Source organism: Bradyrhizobium sp. 76 (assembly GCF_023073025.1).
Classification (GTDB): domain Bacteria; phylum Pseudomonadota; class Alphaproteobacteria; order Rhizobiales; family Xanthobacteraceae; genus Bradyrhizobium.
This window is the reverse complement of record NZ_JADPIS010000060.1, coordinates 1-7,835: the sequence shown is the minus strand read 5'-3', so window position 1 is coordinate 7,835 and position 7,835 is coordinate 1. Positions and strand designations below refer to the sequence as shown.

General features: G+C 59.2%; 2 protein-coding genes and 4 pseudogenes. 4 read left to right on the top strand and 2 right to left on the bottom strand.

Annotation, left to right across the window (positions count from 1 at the left end; genetic code table 11):
* Positions 1 to 162: 162 nt before the first annotated feature.
* The 3 pseudogenes from istA to IVB48_RS14845 form a co-directional block, all read left to right on the top strand.
* Positions 163 to 1,653, top strand: a pseudogene (gene istA, locus IVB48_RS14855) (IS21 family transposase); the annotation flags it as partial.
* An 8-nt stretch (positions 1,654 to 1,661) separates the two neighbouring features.
* Positions 1,662 to 2,099: pseudogene (locus IVB48_RS14850) on the top strand (ATP-binding protein); the annotation flags it as partial.
* A gap of 846 nt (positions 2,100 to 2,945) precedes the next feature.
* Positions 2,946 to 3,092, top strand: a pseudogene (locus IVB48_RS14845) (PilZ domain-containing protein); the annotation flags it as partial.
* A 1,834-nt stretch (positions 3,093 to 4,926) separates the two neighbouring features.
* Here the strand turns inward: IVB48_RS14845 and IVB48_RS40930 are convergent.
* Both IVB48_RS40930 and IVB48_RS40925 read right to left on the bottom strand, forming a co-directional pair.
* Positions 4,927 to 5,733: a hypothetical protein gene (locus IVB48_RS40930; RefSeq protein WP_249805673.1), complete on the bottom strand. Its 807-nt coding sequence runs from the start codon at positions 5,731 to 5,733 to the stop codon at positions 4,927 to 4,929.
* 19 nt (positions 5,734 to 5,752) lie between these two features.
* Complete coding sequence (locus IVB48_RS40925; RefSeq protein ID WP_346658990.1) at positions 5,753 to 6,295, bottom strand: FAD/NAD(P)-binding protein; 543 nt, start codon at positions 6,293 to 6,295, stop codon at positions 5,753 to 5,755.
* Between the two features lie 176 nt (positions 6,296 to 6,471).
* Here IVB48_RS40925 and IVB48_RS14835 point away from each other — a divergent pair.
* Positions 6,472 to 7,557: pseudogene (locus IVB48_RS14835) on the top strand (IS630 family transposase).
* The last annotated feature ends 278 nt before the right edge of the window (positions 7,558 to 7,835 follow it).

Genomic DNA, 7,835 nt, shown 5'->3' with positions numbered 1-7,835 from the left:
TACTAGCGATGAGATTTGAAAGCCCGTCCGCATGGCGCTGATTCTCCGTTTGAGAACCACAGTCGCCCGGCAAACTTCATCGGAAATGAGTCAGACCCCAATCGGGACCCCGGGATAAGGGTCCACAGTGGCTTCCATCGAGTCATGGAAGCCGAGGTTGGGATGCTGGTGGTGGAGACGATTGGTAAGATCCGTCGCGCCTACTTTGTTGATGGTCGTCCGATCAAGGTGATCTGCCGAGAACTTGGCGTATCGCGGAAGGTGGTTCGCAAGGTCATTCGTTCTCAAGCGACGGAGTTCCGGTATGAGCGCGAGACGCAGCCGCTCCCGAAGATCGGTGCCTGGAGTGCCGAGCTTGACCGGTTGCTGGCAGGGAATGAGAGCAAGGCAGCACGGGAACGGCTGACGCTGATCCGGCTATTCGAAGAGCTTCGCGGTCTGGGTTATGCCGGCGGCTATGATACGGTTCGTCGATACGCACGACGGTGGAGCAAGGAACGCGGCACCTCGACAGCGTCGGCGTATGTGCCGCTGAGCTTTGCCCCAGGCGAAGCCTACCAGTTCGACTGGAGCCACGAGGTCGTCCTGCTGAGCGGCACCACGGTGATGGTGAAGGCTGCCCATGTCCGGCTCTGTCACAGCCGCATGCTGTTCGTGCGGGCCTATCCGCGAGAGACGCAGGAGATGGTGTTCGACGCCCACGACCGGGCGTTCGCCCTGTTCAAAGGCACTTGCACCCGCGGCATCTACGACAACATGAAGACCGCCGTAGAGACGATGTTCGTCGGTAAAGGCCGTCTCTACAATCGCCGCTTCCTGCAGATGTGCAGCCACTATCTGGTCGATCCGGTCGCCTGTACGCCGGCGTCGGGCTGGGAGAAGGGGCAGGTCGAGAACCAGGTCGGGCTGGTCAGGGAACGCTTCTTCACGCCGCGGCTGCGGTTCAAAAACCTCGACGAGTTAAAAGCCTGGCTGCTCGACAAGTGCATCGCCTACGCCAAGGCTCATCGCCATCCGGAGCTGGCCGATCGGACGATCTGGGACGTGTTCGAAGCCGAACGCCCCAAACTCGTTCCCTATGCCGGCCGCTTCGACGGCTTCCATGCGGTGACGGCATCGGTCTCGAAGACCTGCCTGGTGCGCTTCGACAACAACAAGTACTCGGTCGCAGCCAGTGCAGTCGGACGACCGGTCGAGGTTCAAGCCTATGCCGATCGCATCGTGATCCGTCAGGATGGACGTATCGTTGCCGAGCACCCGCGATCCTTTGGCCGCGGCGATACCGTCTACGACCCCTGGCATTATGTGCCGGTGCTCACCCGCAAACCCGGCGCCTTGCGCAACGGTGCTCCCTTCAAAGACTGGGTGCTGCCGGCCGCGATCGAGCGAATCCGGCGCAAGCTTGCCAGCACCGACGATGGCAATCGGCAGATGGTCGACATCCTCAACGCGGTGCTGACTGACGGTCTGCCCGCGGTGGAAGCGGCCTGTGCCGAAGCGCTCAGTCACAGCGTCCATTCCGCCGATGTCGTTCTCAATATCCTGGCCCGTCAACGTGAACCCGCCCCACCGGCCAACATCATGACGCCGGCCGCACTGACGCTCCGTCATGCACCGATCGCCGATTGTGCCCGCTACGACAACCTCCGGAGGACCATCTGATGGAACGAACCCAAATCTTCGACCTCATGGGCGAACTCAAGCTCTACGGCATGAAGGCTGCCTTCGACGAGATCATGGCAACTGCCGTCAAGCGCCAGCACGAACCGCAGCGCATTGTTGGCGACCTGCTCAACGCCGAGATTAACGAGAAGCAAGCCCGCTCGATCAAATACCAGCTCACCATTGCCAAGCTACCGCTCGCCAAGGACATCGCCGACTTCCAGTTCGACGGCACGCCGATCAATCAGACTCTCGTCAATGATCTCGCTGGCGGCGGCTTCATCGCCCAACAACGCAACGTCGTGCTGGTTGGCGGCACAGGTACAGGCAAAACACACCTCGCCATTGCCATCGCCAGAAGCTGCATCCGATCCGGTGCCCGCGGCCGCTTCTTCAACGTAGTCGACCTCGTCAATCGCCTCGAGACCGAGACCCGCAATGGACTCATCACCTGCCTATTTTTTAGGATCATCGGAAATGACGCGTTCTGTTCGCTTCATATCGGCGCTTACAGCAACTTCCTGCGCTTGGACTGACGGAAGACGGCTTTGATATGTTTGTTATTGGGCTTGAGAGCGTTCCGCGGGGACGACTGGGTTGCCAATGCCCAACACGACAAAGCAAGCCCCCATCCAGAGATCCCCGGTGTATATTCCGAATGTTAAACTCAAACCGCACCTAATCGGAAAGGTTCAGATCAGATTTCGACCAAAGCAGCCTGCCTCGACCGTCTAGATCTAATGGTTGCCATTGCCGGTGCTCGAGCGAGGATGATCTGCGTTTGGTGACTTTCTGAATGGAGCACGCAGGAAAGCTCGGGGACCTTCTCCGTGGCCGTTCGCAGGAAAGGGGGATTTCTACGCGCGATGCCGCCGCCCTGCCTCGGTCGGCCCTGGCCTGAACACGCCGCACACTTCTAGCGCGCAACCATGACTTCAATCGCGCCGCAGCCAGCCTGTTCTCGTCTGTTCGACATAGTTGATTTGAGGCCTCGCCAACCGGGATGCGGCTTTAAGACTGTCCGCTTTGCCGATCTACTTCGGGCCCTGGGCCCGGGATAAATCTAGCTCTTCACTTCTTTTTTCGATCTTATTGAAGGCGCCCACCAAGCGGCGTGACTTTTTACTTCGAAGCAAACGGCGAAAAGGCGCTTCCGGACAGGAACACCGGCTGGCTCTCCTCGGTGCAGATGGAAGATGTGGCGCAGTTGCGTGCTCATCGAGCGCCCAAAAGCGTGCGCGGCTGCTGATCGAGGGATCGCCAGATGTGCTCGAGCATGGCACTTCTTCTGGTTGCTCTCGAAAACAGGGCTGGCATTTCGGCGATGCGAATTGGTCCGACTCGATGGCTGCGAAGCCGATATTGAGTATGCGAGCGCACAAACTGCTCGTTCGCGCGGCAAAGCAAGGCGCGCGCCGCGCGCGACGTGACCGGTCTTCAATGGATGACGCGATCGCTTGAAGGGAGCGCGAGAATACGCTCACGGGGCGAGTCAAACCATAGTGATCACGAAGAGTGCTACCCGCGTAGTCCTGACGGAACGAGCCACGTTTGCGCAGGGTCGGTTCGGTCATACGCGGGCTCACCGTATTCGGGCATCCCTCCATCCTGTTCCTCATGCCGTTGTCGGTGAGGGAGGCGGCTCCGAACTTCGGCTTGATCGATCCGTGTTCTTGCCGCCGTTCTCGTAGGTGCCCGGCGGGCGGGTAGCAGCTCCGCAGACAGAAGAATTGTACGACGACGTCTCGGCGAGCGTGCTGCGTGCCTTGAGCGGATTTCTGAGGTCGGTCGCCTTGACCGTCACGCTTGGCCTAGGCGTCGGATGGTGCGCCCGGCTCGGAAATCTCCTGAATCAGTTCACCGAGATCTGCCAGAACACCGCATCGCTCGCGGTACTGCCTCCTTCATCCTGTTTCTGGACATTCGCGAGCTCTCAAGATCACGATGTGATCTATATAGCTGCACCTGGTCGCTCCTGCTCAACACGATCGCGGCGGTGAAACAGGTCGAGCCGCTCCGGATCACGTTAGCGCGGACGATGCGCGCGCCACCGCAGCAACTGTCTGCGGTCATATACCAGCCATGTCACCCACCATCCTGGAGCGCGATCGTATCACCTGGTTGCTTCCGACGACGGAAGCGATGGAAGAAAATAGAAAGTGGGCGATTGGCCTCACTGACTGCGGGATGCGTCCGCGCCCATTCTGGCCGCACCGGAACGGTGATCGTGGCCAGTGGCATCCACGCTCGTTCGAGCGTCACCGGATCGCGCAACTGGGCGACGGTATCGGTGCGGATGTCGAGCCACTCGAACGATCGCCCATGGACAGTGACAAGCTGAGCGGGCCGGAGTGTGGCGAAACGATCTTGACGAGAAACTCTTATCACTCGACAGACTCGAATTCCATGTTCTTGAGCGAGTTCAAGATGATGTTGCCAAACTGTTCAACTACTGGAAGTAGTGGCTTGACGTCCCTGGCCCGAAGACCGCTAGAGTGGTCGCCCATGGCACGCCGTTCCGTTCCTAGAACAGAAACCCTGCAGTGAGGGTTTCTTTGTCCACGAAGGCTTGGTCGGCGTTATTTGCAACGGCAATACTGCGTCTGAGACAACAATGCGTCCAGCTCCGATTGTCCTGCGGGTACGTCTGACCTTCGACGAGCTTGATGCATGCGATCTGATCTTCAGTCCGCCCACTAGCGTGGGGCGAAGTGATTGCGGCACTTCGCCCCACAACGGACGTGCTCGCCCGGCTCACTCGAGAGTGCACCGGAGTTCGTGTCGCGACATGCCGCCCTCGACGAGGCGACCACCCGCCTGGATCGAAAGTGATGAGAGCTATGCCTTCCGGTTTCTTTTGCCGGCAGGTTGCATCGAGTCTCTCCCGTCCCGGCCGCGTCGCGCGCGGCCACGTTCTTCATCGCGGATTAGTTCTCAGCCCACCTGAGCGCCTCCTCTTAGAAGCGCAGTAAGGACCCGATCGGAACGCACGAGCATCTGGTTTTTCTTCGCGTGAGCCAAATCCAACGCGTGCGGCCTTCGATTTCACGAGCAAAGGAGCAATTGCCCACCTCCGTCGCAGTTGCGACGTCTGGGGAAGTGCTGCGGACATCAAACAAGATCATAGATAGCGACGCTTTTGTTTTGAGCTATGGAGCTCAAGCAGAACGGCATTTCTGGGCTGCTGTTGTAAGCCGAATGAGTGTTGAGTAGCCCCAGTATGGTCGAGCGGTGCAGAAGCCTGCCGCATCTGATTCTGGGAGGTCAGCAGTCAGACGCGCTCATGCGGTTGGGCCGATCCTCACTTGCAGTGTCGACGAGGAAGGTCGCGAGTGCGGCACATTGGTTGCGAATATCGGGTGTCGCCATGATCTCCCAAAAGGCCGCGCGTGTGATCGGACCCACCGCAAACAGGCAGCGCGAAGCCGTGCCGTCGCGCCTGATGATCGCACAATTGCGATCGGTCTCAATGCCGATGCAGAGCGGGTTGACGCGGGCTAGACTGCGATCGAACAAACTACGCACTGCTGGATTGAGCGTAGCGCGCGGATCTTTGACGATGCCGTTGCAATCGACGACGGCGCCGACTTGCATCTCGAGAGGATTGGCGTCGCCCCGCCGGCGGTACGTGACTCTGGCTCCGGTGTTATTGGGCTCGATGCTGGCCACCTTTGCAGCCATCAGGGTGAGCTGGCCGCTGTCAAGCGCCTGGGTGATGCGTACTTCGACTTCCGGAGCCATCCGGTACCGATGCACGTCCCACCAGGCGCGCGCGTGTTCGAGAAAGCGGCGTTTCGATGCCCGGGGGAGCTCATGCCACAGCCGCTGGGTATAGGGCCGAAGGCCATCGGTGACACTGCGCCAATCGACGCCTTGGGTCGCATTCCGGTCTATACGGTCGCGAAGCCAGCGTAGCAGGTTGTTGATGCTGGCGCCGAAAGGAACATCCGTCTCATCAATTTGCAAAGCATCGACGTGGCGGTGGGGTTTTGCGAGCAGGCCGCGCCGTGACATCGCGACAATCGGCCCGCGATGGCCGTTACGCAGCAACGACAGGACATAATCGACCATGGTAGGCCCGTGCCCTGAATCATACGGTTGCATCAGTATCGATGGGAGCGGAGGACGGCGGAGCCCAAGGATTTGCATGAGCCGGGCGATTAGCTCTCGTATCATGTCCCGTCGCAAGAACGACTGTATCGGCCACTAGCGATCTGCCATCATCCAGCTTGACCGACACGCAGGCGGGCCCCTCGTTGATATCGACGCAAGTACCTTGCAGGATCGACAGACGCCGTGCGTTCGTCGGGTCAGCTATCTGTTGCTCGAGCAAACTCGCGATGTAATCGCCATACATGCGTCGTGGCACGCAACAGTAGGGATCAAGACACAGCGACGCGCCTGCATCACGCCAGCTCAGCCAGCGCCAGAAATGGTCTGGTTGGTCGGGCAGCGCGCTCATACTTGAGGCGCGTACGTTGAGCAAGTGATCAGGGTTACCTGTATGATATGCGATACCGCGCCCAATATCGGGAAGCTGCTCGATCAGGGTGACGCGGAGATCGCTCGCTCGGCCGATGCAGCAATTGATAGGTGAGCAGGACACGCTGGCGCCGCCGCCGATGATGATCACGTATCGCCTGCTCGAACTCGCTATCACTCTACCAATCACCAGCCGGCATCCTGCCGATGTCAGGACGCGTTTTCTTTGAAAAACCCATCATAAGTGGCATCGCGAACGATGTTTGGGGCATTGTGCGCTGCTCAAAACCGAGTATTTGAGCTAAGTATGGCCAATAGATGCAAGTCATGCGAACGACCAACAAATCGTTTTGCAGTTGTCATGCTCGCCCGTGGGAGAGGCAAGTTCGCCGTCATCGTGTAGCCCGATCGCTATCTGAGCGGTGCCGCACGATCCTGCGGTGTGCAGATGGTCTGCCAAGCAAGTCTGTGGCTGCCGAACTTGGCCTTCACGAACATACCGTTGGCAAGTGGCGCCGCCGATTCTTGTAGGATCGCTGTGATGGCCTGCTTGACGAAGCCCGCCCTGGCCGCCCCCGAACCATCGACGACGATCAGGTTGCTGAGGTAATCGAGCGGACATTGCGTACGACACCGCCCGACGCGACGCACTGGTCGATCCGCTCGATGGCTGCGGAAACTGGCTTTTCTCACGCCACGATCCGCCGAATGTGGACGGCGTTCGGCTTGCGGCCGCACCGCAACCAGACATTTAAACTGTCGAGCGATCCGCTATTCGTCGACAAAGTGCGCGATATTGTCGGGCTTTACCTGTCCCCACCGAACCGAGCCGTTGTCCTCAGTGTCGATGAGAAAAGCCAGATCCAGGCACTCGATCGCGAGCAGCCGGACTTGCCGATGATGCCTGGCGTGCCGGAACGTCGCACGCACAGCTATGTGCGGCATGGTACGACCACGCTGTTTGCCGCACTCGATGTCGCTTCCGGCTTCGTCATTGGCAAATGCTACAAGCGCCATCGGGCGGTCGAGTTCTTGAAGTTCCTCAAAGAGATCGACGCTCAAGTCCCTGAGGGGCTCGCTGTCCATATCGTCATGGACAACTACGCCACCCACAAGACACCCAAGATCAAAGCGTGGCTCGCTCGCCGGCCGCACTATCATGTCCACTTCACGCCGACTTCCGCGTCATGGATCAATCAGATCGAGCGCTGGTTCGCTGAACTCACCAGAAAGCAGATCCAGCGAGGTGTTCACACCTCCGTCAGGCAGCTCGAGGCCGACATCCGTACCTTCATCGAACTGCACAACAATAACCCGAAGCCCTTCAAATGGACCAAGTCCGCAGACCAGATCTTGGCTTCCGTCAAACGCTTCTCCCACAAAGCCCAGCAGACTTTATGTGGCGAACTTTAGATTCACTTGACTAGGCGCCACGGGCACAGAACTCCCGGGGCAACCCGCGAGCTGTAGGTCGGAAGTTCACAGACGGTCAATACATACGTTGGTTGCGGCCTCAACATCACGTTAGCTCAAATTGCGCAAAGCCTGTCAGGCGGCGGTCCGTGCAGCGTAATTGGTCCATGAAAGGGGAGGTATAGCGCGACAATCTGGATGGGAAGCGCGCGACAATCAGGATGGCGAGTCGGTGTCGCGGCGAGGTGATGATTGCCGCGATGATTGTCGCGCGCAAG

Bases quoted from the DNA above. Each gene is read 5' to 3' on its own strand.
- IVB48_RS40930 (WP_249805673.1), bottom strand. From the start codon at position 5,733: ATGGTCGATTATGTCCTGTCGTTGCTGCGTAACGGCCATCGCGGGCCG.